Below are 18,672 nucleotides of genomic sequence, written 5' to 3' on the forward strand. Positions count from 1 at the left end.
ACCCGTCGTCCCCATGGGGAATTACGTGACCGCGGGGGTGGGGAATTACGTGACGCGGAACCCGCCCCACCTGGGGAATTTCGTGATCGTCGACAACATGGTGCGAGCTTGCCACGGGACTGCCGACAGCTGACGGACACTCAACGGGCATCCGGGTGAATCGAGTCGAGGCCGTGCTGAACTCCTACGGGCGGGAGCGGGGCCGGCCGAGTGTGTCAGGGGTCGGTCTACTCGGCATGGCAACGACGAAAGAGACGGCCGTCGATGTGATCGTCGACGTCCTCCACTGGCTGAGAGCCCATGGATGCGATCCCGACGAATCTCTGGACCGCGCGCAGATCCATTTCGAAGCGGAGGCCTGTGAGTCTGAGACCTCGCCTGTAGGGAAGCCATGTGCGGATTGACGAGCGTACGACCGTGGATCCGCGACGGTCGGAAAACGGAGAGGGAGAAGCCGGCTGGCAGCTTCAGCTGCCACACCAGTCTCCGTCTCTGCGTCGGTCCGGCTGCGGTACCCCGTTGCATCCGGAAGTCAGTGGTCCATTGTTTCAGCGAAGAAGCCCAGGTGAGGGGCGTCCGGAGTGCCGATGAGCAGCGTCCGGTCCAGCAGGATGTTGTTGTGCTCGCAGCTCGTCTCCGGGAGCATCACGCAGGCGTGGCAGGCCGCCAGGTTCGTCCCGCCCGTGCCGGACATCCCGCTCTCCATGCACAAGGGGTCGGAGGAGCACCAAGTGGCACGACGGATGGCCGACCGGACCGTACGGTCCAGCAGCTTGGGTTCTCCCTGCGCGACGAGACCGCCGAGGCTGCCCGCCGAATCACTCGTCGCGGTGTAGATCAGGACCCCGGCCATGTCGTCGGCCGCGTAGAGGCGTTCGCGGAGTGCCGCGGCAGGATAGCCCGCTTCCAGGCTCCACTCGTCGATGAGTACATGGGCCAGGGTGTGCAGCAGAACCATGCGGGGCGAGGCGGGGGAGAGGATCGCCTGCCGGTGGTCGCCCACCCTCTCCTCGAGTACGCGCTGGTGGGCTGTGCGCATGCGTTCCACGCGGGCCGCCACGGCGATCGCCCTTTCCCAGGGGCCGAGCAGCTGCTCGTCCAGGCGGAGAAAGACTCCCTCGCCGTGGACCTGCATGGCCGGGAGCCATGGCAGCGGGCGTTCGGGGTCGCCAGCGGAGAGCGGCATCTCCCGCGCGTCGGCGGACGAGTCCGGGTCGGCGAGCCGAGTGAAGGCTTTCAGCGCGCGGACCTCACGGAGCCGCTTGACCAGCATCGGGCCGGTGATGCCGAGCGGGTCGAGCACAGCAGTGTCGCCCGTCGGGGGCTCACAGACGAATTGCTCGTCACGAGTGTGCTCGCTTCCCTCGTTCCCGGCGCGGAGACGCTCGTACTCCTTCTTGCGCAGGGCGCGATAGCGGCGGTCGAAGGTGGGGGCCGTCTCGCCGACGGGATCCTCCTCGCGCTCCGCGTCGAGGAGCGCCATCACCTCTTCGATCGGAAGGGGGCAATCACCCTTGAACACGCCCTTGAGATAGATCTCTACGTGCTCGCGCTTGTCGTACTCGCGAAGAGCATCCCAATGCTCGGCGAGCGGGTCCGAGCGACCATCGCTCCACGGCGGGATGGAGAGCGCGGACTTGAGCACTGGCTGCCATACGGCGGACGAACCGCGCTGGAGGGTACGCAGCGGGAGTCCGCACTCCTCGGCCGGAGCGGAAGTGCCCAGCCAAGGACGGGTGCCGCGGCAGGTGAGCCCAAGTTCCTTCAACGCGTCCTTGCGGAAGGACCCCTCCATCGAGACCTCGGGCTCAGGGGCGCAGTCGCAGGAGACGATGATCGACCGGAGCGAGGCCGTACGCCCCGACGAGCGCAGCTTGAGCTTCCCACCACACTGTCCGGCGGTACCGGCCCCTCGTTCCGAGGAGCGGTGGACCCAGTGCCAGTACGGGAACTCGCCGAGATGTCCTGCCTCGCAGGCGACGACGAACCGGGAGGGGACGAGGTCGACCTCGCAAGTGCCGCAGATGCTGCGACCTTCCGGCGGGTTGAAGTCACGGTGCCGCTGGAGTTCGGTGCATTCCGGGCAGGAATGCATCAGAGGGAACCGCCGGACCCGCAGCCCGTCCTTGCTGTCGTCGTCGGAAGCGGGAGGGAGCCGGAAGTAGCCGACGTCGAGCAGGCGGGCCAGGCGCCGTTCGTAGATCCGGGGGGCCTCGTCCGTCTGCCAACTCGCCTCGGCGTCGTCCAGTCCCGACACGACGAAGGACTCCTGGTCGACGGCGATGAGCGAGCCGACGCCGTAGGTGGTGATGGCCTGGGCGCGGCGGACCGCGCCCCGGCGAGGCAGGTTGTGGGCGGGTGTACCGTTCTGGCCCGTACGACGACGGCGGGCGGGGGGCGGGGTCATCGGGTTCCCTCCATGAACAGGGCGGACTCGGCATCGACGTCGCGCAGACTCCACAGCGTGGACCAGGCCTCGCGGTCCTCGGATTCGTCGTCGTACGACTTCAGGAGTGACGGGGAGCGGTTGCCCCTCTGGGGCTCGAAAAGGAGACCGCTGTGGATGTCGGCCTCTTTGCACCACCAGTTCACGAACTCGTCAAAGGCCCGGGACACAGCGGTGGTCTCCTTGTCATCGACCTCCTTCACACGGTCGAGGAGGATTTCCTTCACCTTGTTCCGGAGCATTTCCTCGTACGACTCGACCTTGCCCGCCCCCTCATTGGGTCGTGCCGCGGGGATCAGGATGCGGGCCAGGGCCACGATCACCGCGTGCAGCCCCCGGTCGCGGGCACGCGCGGAGAACGGAGTGACGGACGTGGACTCGACCTCCCGATAGAGCGCCGAGTGGAAGTGCTGGAAACGCTCGTAGTGCGAGCGGTCCCGGGAACGGGCGGAATTGAGCATGACCGCCACCAGTCCTGGGTGCGCGCGGCCGACACGGCTGGTGGCCTGGATGTACTCGGCCGTGGTCTGCGGCTGTCCCATCACCGCCATGAGTCCGAGTCGGTTGACGTCCACACCGACCGCGATCATGTTCGTGGCGAGCAGGACGTCCACGGTGTCCTCGTCGGGATACCTCTTCTCGATGCCCTTGAGGCGGGTCGGGATCTCGCTTGCGTCGACACGGCTGGTCAGCTCGGAGTAGTTGGCGATCCGGCGTACCTCCCTCCCCTCACGCTCGGCGAGCAGTTCCAGATAGGACACCACGTCGTCATGGACCTGGAGTTCGGCAGCCGAGAGCAGCCGCAGACTGTTGAAGTAGCCGACGAGACTCCAGTAGGTGTCCTTCACCCTGTCGTCCTCGGTGCCCGCATGCAACGCCCGGTGCAGCAGGGTGGCGTACGTGCGGATCAGCAGGGTGGACTGGCTGGTGCCGGGGGAGAGGAGACCGACGTAGCGTCGACTCGCCTTCTCCTCACGGGGCGCCTCCACCGCGAACCACGAATCGCGGGCGTCCAGGCCGGCTGGCGGGAACTGGCGCACGTCACGGGCGAAGAGGTGCAGGCTCTGGTCGGCGGCGCGTCGGATGGTCGCCGTGGAGGCGATCACCTTGGGTCGCTTCGCGAGCGCGTCCACTGCTGTCTCGTACAAGCCGGTCAGGGTGCCCAACGGCCCGGAGATCAGGTGGAGTTCGTCCTGGACGATCAACTCGGGGGGCGGGGTGGGGTCGTGCGGATCGTTCAGGTTGAACAGCGCCGACGTCGCCGGTCGCCAAGGCATCGACGCGAACTTGTCGACTGTGGCGATCACCAGCGTCGGCCGGGCGTCGTACACCGCCTCGTCGACGAGATGGACGGGCAGGCCGTCGACGAAATCGCAACCCGTGCCGGGGCAGCGGACGAACATCCGCTTGGCCTCCTCGTCGGCGTCGTAGGCGCGCGCGTCGAGACGGCTGCCGCACCAGGGGCAGGCGTGCAGCTGGACGGGGTTCTCCTTGGCGAGGCTCCTGTCGAGGTCTCTGCGCAGTTCGTCGAGCTTCTCGTCGGCCTTGGCCAGCGTGTTGGGGGTGGCCGAACGCCCCACCCACATGCCGACAGAGAACTCCTCGTCGCCCAGCTCGGGGGTGCGGCGCCGCAGTTGTTCCATGGCGCAGAACAGGATCGCCGCGCGTTCGAACTGCTGGAGGGTGAGCAGCCGCAGCGTGTACCGCATGATGACGGTGACTCCGCCACCGGCGGCGCCCTTGCGGAGACGGCGCAGGAACGCCGTGAGCGCGATCAGACCGAGGTAAGCCTCGGTCTTGCCACCACCGGTGGGGAACCAGAGCAGGTCGGAGATCTTCCGGTCGTCGTGTTCGGGGTCGTCGACACCGGCCAGGCAGAGCAACACGAACGCGATCTGGAAGGGACGCCAGCGGCCCCTGGTCAGGTCGGGCGTGCCGGTCCGGCCTTCCCTCACCCACTCGCTGCGGGCACGCTGGTCGGCCATGGCACGGTTGGCCAGGCGGAACGCCCGCATCAGATCCGGCTCGGCGCGCAGTAGTCCGATGCCCTCACGGATGCGTTCCAACGCCTCACGGCAGGCCCTCACCTGCTCCCGCGCGGGTTCCTCGTGGTGGCTGCCTGCCAGTTCCGTCGCTTCGCTCGCCTTGCGGTCGATCCACTGCTCGTACCCCGAGGCGAGGCTCTCCAGAGCGGCCAGGACCTCGGAGTCGGGCTTCTCCGCCAGTCCCAACATGGACAGCGCGGAGCTGTCGATCTCCGGGTTGGAGTCGGTGAGCAGTACCTCGACGGATGGTACGAACTGGCTGCGCACCTCGGGGACGGCGGGTGGGTTCGCGTCAGTCACGCCGATCGGCGACGGCTCCCAGTGCCACTCCGCGGAGCAGCCGTGACCGACGGCGAAGGTCGGGGCGTGCCGGTGCAGCAGGCGACTCGTGGCGATCTCCGGGTCGTGGGCGGCACCGCGGGCGGAACGTTCCACGAAGGCGGTGGAGCCGTCAGTGGCTCGGATTCGCAGACCACACTGGAAGAGGGAGAAGGCATCCTTCAGATCCCACTTGCCGACCTTCTCCGCGTTGATCAGTGTCACCGTGACGCTGACTGTTCCCGTCACAGGGTCGGGGCGACGGACGATCACATGCAGATCGACCTTCTTCTCCTCGTGCAGCCTCGCCCGCACGCCGCTGCCGGGCAGGGTGACGTCGATCGTGTGGTCCGGGAGGTCGAGTTCCTCCCGCCTCCAATGCTCCTGCTGGTCGGACATCGTGCGGGCTTCGGCCCGGCGGGGCTCGACCGGCTTGCCGTCCGGGTCGGTGGGGCGGTAGACGGCGGCACGTGCCGAGACGACGATCGTTTCGCTTATTCCCGGGTCGACCGCGAAAGTCAGCCCCATGGAGGAAGGCCGACGGTCCCCGGACCTGTCCGGATCCCGTTCCGCGCCGGACTCCTCGACCTCGTCACGGGTGAGCACCGGTGCGATGTCCAGCCCGTCCTGTTCGGCGGCCTCCTCCTTCCTGGCCTCCGTCGCGGCTTTGTCCGCCGCTCCCGGGTACAACACTCCGGTCAAGTAACGGTCGATGGGTGCGTCCTGGGTGAGCACCTCGTCCCGGTCGCCCTTCTCGGAATCCTCGGCGGGGCCGAGGAGCTCGCGGCGGAGACCCACCAGGAGTTCCTCGTCCCGCACCCGGTAGTGCTCGGAGTGCTGGTCTGCCCCGTACGTCATGCGCCCTGCTCCTCGTCGTTGTCCGCCCACCGGTACCGTCCGACTCCGCTGATCCTGGGGACGATCCACACACCCCGGTCACCGAGACCGGCGTTGGCGCCGGCCGCGATGCTGCCCGTCACCGTCTCCGTCGTGTCGATCCGCAGCCCGTGGATCTCCTGGGGCCACGACGGTTCCCACGTTCTGTTCACCTTCTGCACCTGGAACAGGTCCTCACGGAATCGTTGCGACGTCTCGCCGATCTCCCGACCACCGTGCAGCAGCGCGTACGGTGGGCTCTGGGTCTCGCCCATGGGCATGTCGTGCCGCTTGCGCAACAGCACGTCATCTCCGGGGGCGACCCGCTCCAAGAGGTACGCCTGGACGGCGCCGGCGTTCGCGTCGTGCCCGGGCGGGTCGTCCCGGCACACGTCCCCTGCCTCGGCGACGACGCCGAAACGGTCGTACGACCGCCAGCCGCCGATGTAGCCTCGGCCGTCGCGCCGCTTTCCCGCCCGTCTGAACTGCGGCAGCTCGGGAGGCACCACGTGGTACAGGTCCTGCCGGGCGCGTGTCATCGCCACGTAGAGGGCCCGGGCCTCGGCGGGCAGGTCCAGCTCGTCCTTGTACCGCTGATACAGCTCCGTGGCCGTCGGTGGGGCCAGGACGATCACCCGATCGAACTCCAGGCCCTTCGCCCGGTGAACGGTTGAGACGACGATCCGGGAGTCCTCCGGGTCGGCGGCGTCGTCGGGGAACCTGCCGTCGGCGACTGCGCGCCGCAACCGGTCCAGGTCGAGCACGCCCCGCGCCGACCCACGGGCCACGCGCCGCAGAGCGGCCCACAGGGGTGTGGTGTCCGGCTCGTACGGCAGGGGGATTTCGGCGAGCAGGACGCGGAACCGTTCCTCGGTCAAGCCGGTCGCCTGCGTGCGACGCAGCAGTTCGGCCACCCAATACGGCACGGGACGTTCTTCGAGCGGACGCCGCAGCCGATGGTCGACGCCGTATGTGTGCAACAGCTCGGAGACCACGAGAGCCTGCTGGTTGTCGCGGGTGAGGATGGCACAGGTGTCGGTGAGGTCTCGCAGACCGGCCAGAGTGAACTCGTCGTCGAGCTTCCCCATGGCGTTCGCCGGGGCCATGAGCAGGTCTCTCAGTTCGTCGTAGAGCGTGCCGGCCTCGTCCGGGTCGGTGAGTCGTTGGAGGCGCGGGCCGTACTCCAACGCCACTCGGGCCTCCTCGGTCGTGGCCCGGAAGTTGCCGGTGAGCCGCAGCTCCACCAGGTCGTCGGGGTACGAGCAGCGCAGCCAGTCGAAGAACCGGCCGGTCTCGTCGAGCCGTTCGGCCGGGTCGGCGATCTGGAACCCGTACACGGACTGAGCCGCGTCCCCGACGACCGTGAATCCGCAGCTTCCCCGATAGCGGTCGAGCAGCGTCTCCACCAGTTCACGACGCACGCCCAGCAGGTCCTGCACCTCGTCGACCACGACATGGGCGGGCGGGACGGAGTCTCCGATCTCCAGCGCGCCCTTCTCGACCGCATCGGCCGCCGCGGCGATCCGCTCGTCGAAACTCGTTGCTGCCCAATCGCCTTGAGGGTGGGCCTGGTTGAGCACGCCGTACGCCCAGGCGTCGAAGGTCTGTGCCCGGACCCGGCGGGCACTTGCGCCGTGTCGGACAATCCGCCGGCGCAGTTCGCGAGCGGCGGCCCGAGAGAAGGTGAGGACCAGGATCTCGGCGGCCTCCAACGCCTCCTCCGGATCCTCGTGACCGCACAGCGCGTCGAGCCGGCGCACCAGGGTGTGCGTCTTACCCGCCCCGGCTCCCGCCGTGACCAGGACCCGTGCATCCCAGTGCTGCTCGATGACGGCCCGCTGCTCATCGGTGAGCAAGGGACTGTCCAGGTAGGCGTCGGTCACTTCCGGCTCCAGAGGTGTTCGAACTGGGTGAACGCGAGCTGGGTGTCGAAGTTGGCGATGTTGTCACTGACGTTGAGGATCAGGCAGGTGGGCTTGCCACCGTTCTTCGGGCCACGCAGCCCTCGACCGATCATTTGCTGGTAGACGTTGGTGCTGTAGACCGGACGCGCCACCACCACGACGCGGGTGGCGGGGGCATCGAATCCCTGCGTCAGCACGCCATAGTTGGTGAGAACGCGGATGCGTCCCGTGCGGAAGTCCTCGACGCGTCGACGGCGGTCCTGGACGCTGTTGGTCGAGTCGACGGCGGCGGAGGGGACGCCCCTGTCGTTCAGCAGAGCGGCCAGGGAGTTTGCGTGGTCGACGGAGGTCGCGAAGAGCAGCGTCGGCCAGTCCTCGGGAAGGCCGGCCACCTCCTGGACGATGCGGAGGCTGCGCGCATGGTCCTCCACCAGGCGTTGTTCGGCCGAGCGCGAGAGCATGGCCATCCGGTCCGCCTGCGCCCTCTCGTCGCTCGACAGCACGATGTTGCCGCCTTCCAGGGTGCGGTGCTCGACCTGCGCGAGCATGCCCCACTCCTGGAGGTCCCGATATGGGTCACCCGAGGGGAAGACGCCTTCGTCCAGGCGTCGTCGGCCGAAGCGGCCCACCAGACGGTTGGTCTCTTCCTCGTTGGTGTTGCGGAACGGGGTGGCGGTCAGACCGAGCAGATGCCGTCGGGTCTCGTACTGGGTGAGTCCCAACTTTCCCAGGACGTAGGTGTATCGAGGGGAGATCGCGGTGTGCGCCTCGTCCACGATGACCAGGGAGGCCTCCCTCAGCCAGTCGTAGGGTTCGGTGTCCACGCACCGCTCCAGCTTGGCGTCGGTGGCCACGACCAGGTGAGGGTTGCCCTGAATGTCGCCGACCTCGTTGCCTCCCCAGAGCCGGCTGATGGTGAGAGGGCGTTCCGCGCCTACCTTGCCCCATACGAACTTCCAGCTCTGCACGGCCTGTTCGCAGAGCTCCTCGGTCTGGGCGATCCACAGCAGCGGCCCCTCCAGCTCGCCCACCCGCTTCACCCACCGGATCACAGCCTCGGCGGTGACCCGGGTCTTGCCGGCACCGGTGGGCAGGGAGAGCATGGCCCGTTGCGGGGCCAACCGGTCCAGCAACGTGGTGATGTTGCGGACCAGGTCTTCCTGGTAGTCGTGGAGCGCGGGGAAGTCCCGCGGGCCGTCGATCGTCTCGAAAGCGGGCGGCGACGGCGTCCGGGAGCCCGCAAAGGTCACCGGCAGTCCGAGGCTGGACACGAACGAAATCGCCGCGGACGAACCGCCGTACGCGACGGGGGCGTTGGGGAACCGGGCTTGAATGTCTCGGGCGTGATGGTGCAGCACCCTGTCGCCGCGCGCGTTGAAGGCCATCTGCGCGATTCGGTGCGGCGAGGGCGCTGCCCCTGCGGTCGCCTCCGCCTCGGCGTCCAGCAGGCCGTCCGGCAGACCCGAGCGCAGGGCGTCGGCGCCGATCAACAGCTCGATCTTGGTCACCACGTCCTCGGCGTCGCGAACCGCCTTCAGCGCGGCCTGGGTCGCGCTGTCCCGAGCCATCTGTTCCTGGCGTTCCAGGACCGCCCTGCAACCGGACGCACCCAAGCCGAGTTCCAGCTCGCGGTCGATCAGACGGAGCATGGGCTCGGGCTCCAGAGGGACGCGGACCTTGACCGTGGTGCCCTGCCGCACCGCGTCCAACGGGCGAGGCTTGGTGCCGTTGTCCGTCCGGGTCACCTCGTCCAGTACGCTGCACCGCTGCACCAGGCTGTTCCGGTTGCCGCTGTTGAGGCGCTGGCGCAGAGCGGGGTACAGGTCGACGAGCGGGATGGCGTCGCCGTCGAGTACCTCACGGGTCTCGCGAGTGATCGCCTCCTCGTAGCGCCTCATGCCCCACTGCTCTGCCATCAGTTCGGCGTCAGCCGTGGTCGCCACGAGGAGCGCGGGAAGTTGCTCCGCGCGCAGGGCCCGGTATTCGGCCCCGCCGACGGCGACGGTGATCTCGTCGTCGGGACGGGTGGTCCAGGTGTCGCCGATCCGACAGCGGGTCAGCGAGTCCTCGGGGAAGGCCGCGCCGAGCCGGGTGAGCATCACATACGTGTTGCCTACGAACTTGTCGTCCTCGCTGCGGGTCAGCTCCGACAGCAGCGGCTCCCAGCGCTCTCCCGGCACGTCGTCGACCGTGGTGGGCAGGCGCAGCTTGCGGGCCTTCTCCGGGGACAGGTCCGCGACCGGCAGAACGTCGCGGTAAGCGGCCAGTTGAGGTCCGACCGCCTCGCGCAAGGGCTTGACACCCTGGGAGGTGAAGACCGTTCCGTGCTTCCTGAGCAGCCATCGGATCGGGGACTCGACAGCCTGCCGGGTGCTGGACTGGGCGCCGATCTGCCGCGTCCAGTTGTCCACCACGGCGTCGTCCGGCAGGGCCTTCAGGAAGGCTGCGCGGGACTCTTCGGAGAGCAACCGGAAGAGGTGCAGCGGCCCCCCGATCGGGGCCCCTTCCACCTTCAGCCTGTTGAGGGTCGGGCGGGGGGCTCGCTTGTCCAGGCTGTGGAGGTACGACGCGTGGACGGCTTCCCGGTACTCCTCGAACCAGGCCTCTCCCTCCGGATTCGTCGTCGAGGGTCGTTCCCGCAGGCCGATCTGGCGGAAGACGGCGAGGTCGTCCGAGTGGAATCTCATGTCCACGGCGACCGCCGGGTCGCGCTCGGCGCTCACCACCGCGCCCGGCAGCATGCAGTCGCGCAGCGGACGGAATCTCCCGTCCGCCGTGCGTACCCGCAGGATCCGAGGGGCGTCCGACACGTGCTGGAGCACAGTGTTGATCATCCGGTACCCGCCCGCCTGGCGGAACAGGTCCCAGAAGCGCTCCCACTCCGCCGTCCCGTAGCCGTCGAAGCCCAGGTCGAGGACGCTCACGAAGCGGCCTTCGACATCGGCCTCGCGGATGCCGAGCAGGTCGAGGGCGGAAGCCAGCCCAGGGTCCGCCGCGACCTCGGCGACCACGTACACCAGGGACTCGCGCAGCCCGTCGTCGTCGGCGCGGCGGAACACGTGACCGGGGACCGGAGGCACGAGACCGTGCTCCTCGGTGAGCACGATCTTCGCGGTGCGGGCCTCTTCGGCATACGGCGAACCCGCCGCGACCATGTCGGCGAGGATGCGGATCGCGCTCGCGGAAGCCTCGGGACTGCCGCCCGTGACCAGGGCCTCCAGCCATTCCCGGACGCCGGACCGTCTGTGCCCGGCCGCGTCGAGGACGTGCTCGACCTTTCCCGAACGCAGGCCGTCGACCTCGGCGGCGGGGTGCAGCCAGTTCGAGGGTCTGCCGGGAGTCTCGTGCCACATACGTGTCCAGTCGGCGTGCCGCTCCTTGTCGAGGCGCGGCGGCATCCTTAGCTCGGCCGGGGCGCGCAGCTCGCCTTCCTGGTCGGGGAGCGAGGGGCGCACGGCCGCCCGCTTCCAGATCTCCACGGTCAGGAACTCGTCCGCCCAGCTGATCGACTCCTTCTTGCGACCGGGCAGCAGCGGGAGGTACGCGGCGGGGTCCTCTGCCGGTGACAGGCCGGGGAGGGAGTCGACCACCAGCGCTGCGGCGACCCGGATCATCTCCTCGTTGAACGCTGAGGAGTCGAGCAGGTTCTGACGGTCCTCGTTGGTCTTCCACGCGCCGTTGAGGATGCCGCTCAACGACATCTCGTACTTGGTGGGGAAGAAGGACCAGAAACGGCCCCGGCCCCTGGACCGGCTGACGTGGAGCCCGGTCTTCTCGTCCTTCTCGAGCGCTGGCACCGCCCAGGCGAGGTCCAGAGTGAGCCGGTCGTGCAGTTCACCGGCATCGGCGCGGGCCGCCGGGCCGGGCTCGTGCGTGGTGGTGAAGACCCGCCACCGCGTGCTGACAGGCGACTTCCCCGTTCGTTCCTCCCTCACGGTGTGCAGGTTCCCGGACCGCTCGGTCGTGAGCACTCGGAGGACCGGGGGCAGCGGCCTACGGTCCTCCAGCACCACTCGCGCCACGTGCGGGGAGAGGAGCTGGAAGCCGAGCGGGAACTCCTCGCGGACCGCCCCGGCGAACGTCTTCCCGCCGTGCATGTCCAGCGCCAGCCTGCCGGCGGCGCCCGGGAGCAGCGGCAGTCGGACGACGGTGGTCGCCCAGCCGAGCAGTTCGTCGAGTACGGGGTCCTGGGCGCGCTCGGCCTCGGCGTCGAGCGGTCGGGCCATCCGGAGCACCGGTGCCTCGAACGGGTCGCCCAGATGTTCGAGCACACCGGGGACCGATCGGATACGTTCCCGCGCCCATTCGCGGTCGAACCCGAAGGCGCCGGAAGTACTGAAGAACTGCGGAGCGTCGGTGACCACCAAGACGGACTTGACCCCCACGCCGAAACGGCCGATCTGACCGCCCCGTTTGCGCGACATGCTCATACGGAGAATGGTTTCGGCGCCCTCAGCGGTGACGGGAGAACCTTCGTTGGCGCAGTAGAGATGGGTTTCGGTGAGGACGACTTGGGTGGTTCCCCCGGGCCCGGCTGTGATCTCGTCGGCAGCGTTCTGTACGAGCTCGAAAAGCTGGCGGTCTCCGTATCCCCCCTGGGTGATGCGACGCTCACCGTTGGCGTGCTCGGGAATGAGACCGGGATCGACCGCGTAGGTCTGCAGGACGCGAGAGGATTGGTCGAGAACGGTGTGGATGACCGGCGATACCGGTGACGAGGAATCGGACACAGATCCTTCACGGCTCCTGCGGTGGGCGCGGATGACGGAATATGAAAGCAAGAGAAGGGTTTGATGAAGCTTTAAAACGTCTCTGATCTGCGAGGGTGCAACTCCATGAGGTGGCGTGTGCTGCACCCGAGAGATCAGTCTTCACCAGTTCCGATGAATCTCGTACCGGAACAGAAAAACTCGTCAAAACTTCGGCCGCCATTCCTGCCGAATCGAGTATCTGCTTTCGATCCATCTCGGTCTCCACTAATAAGAGTTGGAGCCGGATGAAATGTGTGTCGTGTTGGAAAAAATGCTCGAAATGGTAAGGGGAATCTGTCTCGTTCGGAAGTCGATCCCTGGTGTGCCACGTCCTCCAGATTATTTTCGGGTAGCCCCTCGTTGCCAGCACGTTCGGGGTCTTCGGGTGCGGCAGGGCATAGGTCCGTCCATGACGCCCATGGAGGTTCTGAGCGAGGTGGATGAATTCCGCCGTCATGGACCCTAGCAGAGGTTCACCCGTTTGGGCTACGCCATGTTTTTCGAACGAATTCGGAGTTCGGAATTCCGCATGGTGCAAATGTTTGCGATCGAAAAATGTTCAACCCGCTTCAGGGTGCATTGAATCGGACATCTTTGTTCATGTCGGGCGAGTGGTCATCCGTGGGGCGCCGGGTGTCGTCAAGCGTTTGTTGACGTGCTGGCTGCTGTCAAATTAGCCTGTCCGGGACGGCGGACACAACGGTGGAAGCACGAGGGGTGGGAGGCACATGGAGGCCGGCGAGGAGTTCGGGCCGTGGCTGGCCCGCCAGCTTGCGATCTCGAACAAGAGCCAGGCGGAGCTTGCGAAGGAGCTGAACCTGACCCGGGCGGCGGTCTCTGCCTGGATCACGAGGCGCTCGGTGCCACGCCCCTCCGTCATGGCTCAGATCGCTGAGGCGCTCGGCACCGATCTGAGCACGGTCCACACGCGCACCACCGACACCCAGGCCGGCCTCCCGGTCACCTGGTACCACCGACCCGGCTACCAGGACGGCGGACGCGATGGCGGCAACGCGGCCGCCTTCGCCTTCGACGCGGACGTTCAGGTGCTCGCGCGCGAGACCTGCCAGAACAGTCTCGACGAGCGGCTCGTCCACAACGGCCGCCCGGTTCGCGTCCGTTACACCATCCACGAACTCACCGGTGAGAAACTGGAGGCCTTCCGCGCCGCTCTGCTCTGGGACGAACTCCAGCCACACTACTCGGCTGTGTCCGAATCCTCCGCCGACCAGAAGGTCGGCCGGGTCGTTGATGCCGGGGTGCGCGACATGTTCGAGAAGGGCCGTCTGATCCTTCTGCGTGTCGATGACTACAACGCCTCCGGTCTCACGGGCGACGACTATGGCGACGGAAAGTTCGCGGCCGTCGTCCGCCGACAGCTGGAGAGCCTCAAATCGGGTTCCGGCGCGGGTGGTTCGTACGGCCTGGGCAAGGCGACGCTCTGGGCGACCAGTGCGCTGGGCCTGGTACTGATCAACTCCACTCTCTCCGTGCCGCATGAGGGACGCGTCGAGCGTCGTGTCATCGGGCGGTTGGAACTGCCGTGGAGGTCCGTCGGCGGCACCTCGTACGCTGGCCCTGCCTGGCTGGGGCGTCCCGACCCCGAGACGCCGAACGCGGAGGTCGTGCGGTCCTGGTGGGCCGACGAGGAGGCGGTCGAACGCCTTCACCTCGCGCGGGACAGCGACGAGCCCGGCACATCCTTCCTCATCGTCGGCGCGCATGACGTCGCCAGCCTCGACCAGAGCAGGATCGCGTCCGCCACCGATGAGGACGAGGAGGGCGACGACGACGGCACACGTGACGTCCGCGTCATGCACAAGCGTCTGGTCGAGGCGCTGAGCCGGGACTTCTGGGCGGCCATGACCGGAGGCGGCAGCAGGCTACCGCTGCTGGAGACGTCGGTGCGTACCCTGCGCAACGGCGAGATCCTCGTCGAGGAGGAGCAGGTGGACCCCACCGAGCGCCAGCCCTCGCGCACCCGGGCGCTGCGCGCCTTCTACGAGGGGACGACCGTGGACCGGCTCACCGAGTCCGGCCAGGTGGCGCTCCGTACCGTCCCGCTCCGTCTGCCTCTCTCCGGGGGGCGTCGTGGCACGCTAGGCACGCACCAGGGGGTGCTCCTGGTCACCGAGGCAGAGGACAAGGACGGTGCCGAGAACCAGGTCCACTCCCTGCGCGGTAATCGGATGACCATCAAGAAGTCCACCGTGACAGGTCTGCCGTTGGGTGTCACTTCCTTCCAGGCAGTGCTGCTGGTGGGGCACGCGGCCGGGGAGTCTGCGCCCTTTGCCGATGAGGCCGAGGAGTTCCTACGTGCCGCCGAACCCCCGGAGCACGACCGATGGGGGCAGACCGAGGAGCTGACGCTCCGCTGGTCCCACAGTGCCCATTTCCGCATCGCTCGACTGACCACCGAAGTCAACGCCGCGGTGAAGGAACTGGTCGTCAGGCCCAAGCGCCCCGGCTCGCAGGAGAGCGCCAAGCTGCGCAAGAAGCTCACCGTCCCGCGCAAGACCGCGGTGTCGAAGCGTGGTCCCGGAACGGCCCTGCCGGAACTGACCGAGCTTGACGCCGGGATCGGCGAGAGCCGGGAATGGCGGATCACCGCCGAGGTGAAACTGCCGCGCGCTGAAGAGCTGCCCGCCATGACACCGGTGGTCCTCCTTGACGTCCGCTCGGGCGGCAGGCCGCGGCTGGACTGGGCCGAACTCTTCGCCGTGGAGGGCTGCGAGGTGGAAGACGGCGTACTCCACTTCACCCCTGGCGCCCGGCGGGCTGTCTTCAGTGGAGCCACCGATCCCACCAGCCATCCGGTCCGCACCGAACTCACACGACTCGTACTCGAACTCCGTGCCGGTTCAGGGGAGTGAGGCATGAAGTTCTACCCGTACAAGCGACTCAACCGCCCTGTCAGCTTGAGGGTCACGTCTGTTTCCCTGAAGCTGCCCGACGGTACGCGTGACCACCTGGACACCTCGGCATTCTCCACCCCTCAGAGGACTGTCGCCCTGGGTGTGGCGCAGCACGAGGACTGGCTGACCGCCAGGATCGGCCTGTCCGCCACCCTGCCTCCGGGCGCCACCGACGCCGATGCACCGTGGAGCGATCTGCGCGTCCTCGCGGTACTCACGGACGGCGACACAAACATCCGCACCACGGTCGATCTCCGGCAGGATGCCCCGGACAGCAAGGAGTGGTCCGGCGCGATCGACGTGCGTCGTGACGATCACGTGGGCCGTGCCGCCCTGACGGTCCACGCCGTGGCCACCGTCGACGGCGTCCAGGGCCGGACTATCACCGAGACCGACGTGGACTGGACGATCGACACGTCCGCCGAGGAGCCGCTCGGTGGCTTGCCCCTCGACGTGAAGCAGGCGAGTTTCTCCAAGAGCGCCCGGGAGTGGCTGCGCCCCTATGCAGACGCGCCGTGGGTCGTAGACGCTTCGGGTCGGCTCCCGCTGGTGATGGTCAACACTGACGTGGAGGGATTCTCCGATCTCCTCGGCGGAGAGACCGGCGGGATGGAGAACAAGGTCCACGAACTACTGGTATCGCAGATGGCCACCGACGTATGGACGGCCGTCTTCCACAGCGCAGTCGGTGATCTGGAGGTCGAGCCCGACGGCTCACCCGTCTTCCCCACCGACTGGAGAGGAGAGGTGCTGCGGGAGATGCTCCCCGATGTGGTGCCCGGCCTCGGAGTCGAGGCGGCACTCCGTCAGGTACACCGGCGTAGGACCGGCGACGCGGGATGGGTGGAACTCCAGACGCGCGTCCACTTCGCCGCTGTGCGCCGGGCCGGTGCGCGCCAAGCCCTCGCCCAGGTTCTGCGCACGCTCCAGCAGAACAATCGAGAGGACAGGCCGTGATCGAGCAGCCGCATCATCTTCCCGAGCGACTTGGCCTGCTCTCCGCGACGGCAGCCGACCCCTTCCTCACTGAGGACCTCCTCCGGGGGATCCAGGGGCACGGGGGCGTCGACCTGGCGAAGGTCGTCGAACCCCTGCCTGAGGATGATCCCCGCTGGCTGGCGGAACCGATCCGGGAGCTCGTCGACGACGCGTTGCATCAGTTCAGGGACAACAAGACGGGTGCCGACGCCTGGTTGGCGCCCCGCCTGCATGCCGCGCTCCGTCTTACCCGGCGGGAGGCCGCCGACCGGCGGATCTGGAACCACCTCGCGCTCGGCGTCGCCCCCGACTATGTGGTGTGGCGGCACGCCACCGCAGCCTCGTCGGGTGCCGAGCCCCGCGTTGCAGCGGTCCGTTTCAAGGGCTCTCCCGACCGTCAGTGCTTCTCGCGCCTGTGGTGGGCGGCCGAGATGTTCCGCAACGGCGGGGACTACGCGCCGGTGGTGGCGGCCTGTGGCAACCAGGACCTGATCCACAACTCACTGCGTGTGGAGTTGATCGACCATCGCCCCACGGCCCAGGCACTGGTCCGGGTACTCCAGCGCGGGATCGCCACCACCGGTCGTGACATCAACGGCCTCATGGTCGCGATCAGTACCGCGGGAGCCACTCTTGTCTACGACGCGTTGGCCTCGGATGTGCCGCGTGATCCGGACGACCTTCGCCGGTGGATCGCCGATGCCGAGACTGCGCCCCCGGTGCCTCGCCACGAGCTGCCGACGGGACCGGACGAGGAACCGGTGCCCGAGAAATCGATCGAGAGGCTGACCGACTACTTCGCGGAACTCTTCGAGACGGCCCCGGTCAGGGGGAAGGCACCCCAGGTATGAAGTGGAGGGCTCACCCTCCGGCGAGGGGGTGCCCTTCCAAATCCTCGCGTCGGCGGATCTGCACCGGTTTGCTCGGAGGACGCCAGTTCTCAAGATTCGTCACAGCCCGCTCCAGTCTGGCGGCGGCCTCCTCCTTGCTCAGCTGCGGTTCGAGCACATGCCGGAGCACGTGCAAGGCGAGCTGAGGGGGCACCGCGTTGCCGATCTGCTGGGACCGATCTCTGCCCCTCCACGGATAGGCGACGGGGAATGTCTGGAGCACGCCGGCCTCGGCGAGTTCGAAACGACCGAACTCAGGGATGTCCGTGTCCGTGCCCTTGTACACAAGACGATTGCGGGACACCTTCCCGGTGACCGTCGCGGACGGGGCATCGTGGTCCCGACGCCCTCGGGCGCCGGGGTCGCCACCTGTCCCGTAGTTCGATACGACAGTGAAGGCGGGGCGGTCGGGAAGGTCCAGGTCAGGAGCGACTTCCCGCGCGATGTCCCGGGCCTTCTTCAGAGCTGCCTCCATGGAGATCCAGGAGTCCTTCGTACGCCTCCTGCCGACGATCTCCTCGTCGACCTCCCAGAGTCGGGCGTCACCTCGAACTGCGTCGCGCGAGGTGGGAGCACGGCCCGGCCGGTACCGCTCATGCGGCTCATCCAACTTCGGAATTTCGACCTGCCCGCGACGTGCCATGAGCACGGCACGCCTACGGGTCTGCGGGACGCCGAACGCCTCGGTGTGCATCATCTGCGTCCTGGTCCGGTAGTCGAGGGTGCGCAGTACTTTCTCGTACTCCACCCATACCGGCATCACGGCGGGCACCTGTTCCAGTACGACTGCCTCGTAGGGCACCAGACCCGGGCACCGGCTCCGCTCGATCACCCACCACAACGGTTGGAGGACGAGCCCCGTCCGTTCGTCGCCCAGCTCCTCCAACTCGGCCCTGTGGCCGTCGATGACCTCGTCCAGGGAGATGAGTTCGTCGAAGAGGATCCTAAGGTCGGCGTCCCGGCGAGCGAGACCGCGCGGCACTTCCAGTGTCTTCAGCGCGACCTTGATCTCCTCGGTCGGGCAGTGCTGTTCGGCAAGTCTCTTCCTGGCCGCCTTGCGGTTGCCCGAGCGGAGCACCTCGGCTTCTCGCTTCTTGGCCTTGACCGCCTCCGCTTCGACGGCTTTACGCCGTAGTTCCGCGGAGATCCCTTGCCAGGTATCAAGGATCTCCGGCCACGGCGTCGACTCCGAGCGTACGGCGTCGTGCAGCTGCTCGATGTACCCCACGACCTCGTCCAGCGCCCTGCGGCCAGCACCGTGTCCGGCGACGGTGAAGGTCTGGCAGGGCGGCCCACCCGTCAGCACCTGAGCGCGGGGGAAGAGGGCGGCGCTGTAGTCCCTCACGTCACCGGCGAATGTGTCCATCCCCGCTGCCGCACGCGTCTCACAGGCGTTGGTATCCCATTCGATGCCGGTGACCTGGTGTCCCAGGGCCTCCGCCGCCACATCCAGTCCTCCGGGCCCCGCGAAGAGGTCCACGATGCGGAAAACCGCAGGTGAAGTGGCTGAATGCGTGAGGTGGCTCATGTGCGAGAAGTGTAGCCGGCG

General features: G+C 67.7%; 8 protein-coding genes. 3 read left to right on the plus strand and 5 right to left on the minus strand.

Annotation, left to right across the window (positions count from 1 at the left end):
- Positions 1 to 532 precede the first annotated feature (532 nt).
- From ABZ848_RS27895 to ABZ848_RS27910, 4 genes are read right to left on the minus strand one after another with little or no spacing between them, the layout of a single operon-like run.
- Positions 533 to 2,407 carry a DUF1998 domain-containing protein gene (locus ABZ848_RS27895; RefSeq protein ID WP_360836256.1) on the minus strand — a complete coding sequence of 625 codons (1,875 nt, stop codon included), beginning with the start codon at positions 2,405 to 2,407 and terminating at the stop codon, positions 533 to 535.
- Positions 2,404 to 5,667 carry a helicase-related protein gene (locus ABZ848_RS27900; protein ID WP_360836258.1) on the minus strand — a complete coding sequence of 1,088 codons (3,264 nt, stop codon included), beginning with the start codon at positions 5,665 to 5,667 and terminating at the stop codon, positions 2,404 to 2,406. Before ABZ848_RS27900 ends, ABZ848_RS27895 begins: the two co-directional genes overlap by 4 nt.
- Positions 5,664 to 7,568: a UvrD-helicase domain-containing protein gene (locus ABZ848_RS27905; protein WP_360836260.1), complete on the minus strand. Its 1,905-nt coding sequence runs from the start codon at positions 7,566 to 7,568 to the stop codon at positions 5,664 to 5,666. Before ABZ848_RS27905 ends, ABZ848_RS27900 begins: the two co-directional genes overlap by 4 nt.
- Complete coding sequence (locus tag ABZ848_RS27910) at positions 7,565 to 12,013, minus strand: DEAD/DEAH box helicase family protein (protein ID WP_360836585.1); 4,449 nt, start codon at positions 12,011 to 12,013, stop codon at positions 7,565 to 7,567. The genes ABZ848_RS27905 and ABZ848_RS27910 overlap by 4 nt, the downstream gene beginning before the upstream one ends.
- Before the next feature lie 1,055 nt (positions 12,014 to 13,068).
- Here ABZ848_RS27910 and ABZ848_RS27915 point away from each other — a divergent pair.
- Genes ABZ848_RS27915 through ABZ848_RS27925 form a run of 3 tightly spaced genes read left to right on the plus strand, consistent with a single transcriptional unit; the run spans position 13,069 to position 17,084 of the window.
- A complete protein-coding gene (locus ABZ848_RS27915; protein WP_360836262.1) occupies positions 13,069 to 15,213 on the plus strand; it encodes a helix-turn-helix transcriptional regulator in 2,145 nt (714 codons plus the stop codon).
- 3 nt (positions 15,214 to 15,216) lie between these two features.
- Positions 15,217 to 16,212, plus strand: a complete 996-nt coding sequence (locus ABZ848_RS27920; protein WP_360836263.1) for a hypothetical protein — start codon at positions 15,217 to 15,219, stop codon at positions 16,210 to 16,212.
- The gene (locus ABZ848_RS27925; protein ID WP_360836264.1) at positions 16,209 to 17,084 is read left to right on the plus strand and encodes a DUF6339 family protein; all 876 of its coding nucleotides are present in this window, start codon (positions 16,209 to 16,211) and stop codon (positions 17,082 to 17,084) included. Before ABZ848_RS27920 ends, ABZ848_RS27925 begins: the two co-directional genes overlap by 4 nt.
- A 10-nt stretch (positions 17,085 to 17,094) precedes the next feature.
- Here ABZ848_RS27925 and ABZ848_RS27930 read toward each other — a convergent pair whose 3' ends face one another.
- Complete coding sequence (locus ABZ848_RS27930; protein WP_360836265.1) at positions 17,095 to 18,651, minus strand: DNA cytosine methyltransferase; 1,557 nt, start codon at positions 18,649 to 18,651, stop codon at positions 17,095 to 17,097.
- Positions 18,652 to 18,672 lie beyond the last annotated feature (21 nt).

The organism is Streptomyces sp. NPDC047081 (assembly GCF_040643775.1).
Taxonomy (GTDB): domain Bacteria; phylum Actinomycetota; class Actinomycetes; order Streptomycetales; family Streptomycetaceae; genus Streptomyces.

What these genes read in the sequence shown, in the direction of transcription:
- ABZ848_RS27900 (WP_360836258.1), bottom strand. Translation starts at nt 5,667, where the DNA reads ATGACGTACGGGGCAGACCAGCACTCCGAGCACTACCGGGTGCGGGAC.
- ABZ848_RS27915 (WP_360836262.1), top strand. Translation starts at nt 13,069, where the DNA reads ATGGAGGCCGGCGAGGAGTTCGGGCCGTGGCTGGCCCGCCAGCTTGCG.
- ABZ848_RS27910 (WP_360836585.1), bottom strand. Translation starts at nt 12,013, where the DNA reads ATGTCGCGCAAACGGGGCGGTCAGATCGGCCGTTTCGGCGTGGGGGTC.
- ABZ848_RS27930 (WP_360836265.1), bottom strand. Translation starts at nt 18,651, where the DNA reads ATGAGCCACCTCACGCATTCAGCCACTTCACCTGCGGTTTTCCGCATC.
- ABZ848_RS27920 (WP_360836263.1), top strand. Translation starts at nt 15,217, where the DNA reads ATGAAGTTCTACCCGTACAAGCGACTCAACCGCCCTGTCAGCTTGAGG.
- ABZ848_RS27895 (WP_360836256.1), bottom strand. Translation starts at nt 2,407, where the DNA reads ATGACCCCGCCCCCCGCCCGCCGTCGTCGTACGGGCCAGAACGGTACA.